Raw genomic sequence first — 2,021 nt, 5'->3', positions numbered from 1 at the left:
CCCCCACCGCAGCCCGCCCCGCGATCTCCGGATACTCCCCGCCCTCGAAGCGTTCGCGCAGCAGCCCGCGCCGTACCTTGCCGCTCGTGGTGCGCGGGAGCGCGCGTGCCGGCAGCGCCAACACCCGTACGTCGTCGTGTCCCAGGGCCTGCCGCACCCGGTCGCGGACCGCGCGCAGCAGCTCGGGTGCCACGGCCGTGAGGGGACCCGCGGGGGCGACAAGGACGACCACGCGCTCGCCTTCGCCGCCGGGGCCGGTCGACCCCACGACCGCGACCGGGCACCGGTCGAGCCCCGGCGTGCCCGCCGCGACCTCCTCCAGGTCCGCGGCGTGCAGGGTGCGCCCGTCGACGAAGACGACGTCCTTGGACCGGCCGGTCACACAGAGGCGGCCCTCGCGCAGGAACCCCAGGTCCCCCGTGCGCAGCCACCCGTCGCGGAAGGTCTCCGCCGTGGCCTCCGGGGCGCCGTGGTAGCCGCGGGCCACCTGGGGACCGCGGACCTCGACGTGGCCGACCCGCCGCTCGCCGACGGGGTGTCCCGCGTCGTCGGTGATCCGCACGGAGCAGCCGTGCACGGGTCCGCCGACGTCCATCAGCTCCACCGCGTCCGGGCCGGGCGCCGTGTCCACGGCGAGGCCGCGGCCGAGCGCGGTCCTGTCCAGGGCGAGCGGCCGGGCGATCTCGCCCGGCGGCGGGAAGGTGACGGCGAGGGTGGACTCGGCGAGGCCGTACACGGGTGTCGGCGCGCTCGCGGGGAGCCCCGTCGGACGCATACGCCCGGTGAAGGACCGCCACACGGACGGCGAGATCGGCTCGGCACCGACGAGCATCATGCGGACACAGGTGAGGTCGAGGTCCCGGAGGGCGTCCGCGGGCACGCGCCGTTCGACGAGCGCGAGGGCGAAGTTGGCCGCCGAGAGCAGCGTGGCGCGGTGCCGGGAGGCGGCCTCCAGCCACCGCAGGGGCCGCTTGGCGAACGTCAGTGGTTCGAGCCGCACCTGCTTGATGCGTGCCGACAACGGCACGAGGTGGGTGCCGATGAGCCCCATGTCGTGGAAGTACGGCATCCACGTGGCCAGTACGTCGGTGGGGCGGATGCCGGCCGCGGCGCGGATCTGCGCCAGGTTGGCGAGCACGGCCGCGTGTGTCAGCTCGACCCCTTTCGGTGCGCCGGTGCTCCCCGAGGAGAACTGAAGGAAGGCGACGTCGTCGGGGGCCCGCTCGGGCAGCAGCGGGGGAGCGGGGCATGCGCGGAGGTCGTCGAGGTGCAGAGGGCGGAAGGAGTCGGGCAGGGCGTCCAGCAGCCGTACGGTGGAGCCGCCGACGGCCACCGGGGGCCCGCCGAGGAACTCCCCCACGGGCCGCACGCGCCGCGGGTCGGGGGCGAGCGGCACCGGTACGAGCCCGGCGGCGACGGCTCCCCAGAAGAGCGGCAGGAACTCCTCACTGCGCTCGACCGGCAGCAGCAGATGGCTCCCGGGCGCGAGGCCGGCGTCGAGGAGTCCGCCGGCGACGCGCAGGGCGTCGTCGAGCAGTTCGCGATGGCTGACGGAGTGCTCCGTGCCGTCGCCGCCGACGTGGACGAGCACCTGGCCGGGCGCGGCCTCGGCCGCTCCCGTCAGCACGTCCAGCAGTACCGTCCCGCCGCTGCCCCGCATCAACGCCCCCGCGCGTCTGCCCGCGGGTGGCCGCTCCCGCAGTCCCTGCGAGGAGGACCGCCCCCGGGTCTTCTCTGTTCGGATCTATTACTGGAATGACCTGGTGTGAACCAGATCGGTCTGGAGTGGTCTGTTTCAGTCTGCGGTCATCATGACTGATCAACGGGCCTGCTGCGGCCACGGACCAGGGGCAGGGCTCTGCACCGGCCGGTCGCGGCTGGCACCGAAGGGCACGGCACCGTGACTCCGCAGCATGCTGCGTACGGCCGGCGGCGACGCGAGGACCGGGACCGGCGGGCCGTGAGGGCGCCGGCCAGGGTGTCGCGTGACCTCTTCGGCGGTCCCGCGGTTGAGGCCGGGA

The 2,021-nt window shown here is 74.9% G+C and carries 1 protein-coding gene; it reads right to left on the bottom strand.

Annotated features, from left to right (window positions below):
* Positions 1 to 1,660, bottom strand: a 1,660-nt coding sequence (locus tag EAO70_RS36050; protein ID WP_148007006.1) for an AMP-binding protein, incomplete at its 3' end; no start/stop codon positions are given.
* Positions 1,661 to 2,021: the final 361 nt, after the last annotated feature.

The organism is Streptomyces sp. adm13(2018) (genome assembly GCF_008042145.1).
In the GTDB taxonomy this organism is placed as follows: Bacteria; Actinomycetota; Actinomycetes; order Streptomycetales; family Streptomycetaceae; genus Streptomyces.
This window is presented reverse-complemented; position numbering and strand designations above follow the sequence as displayed.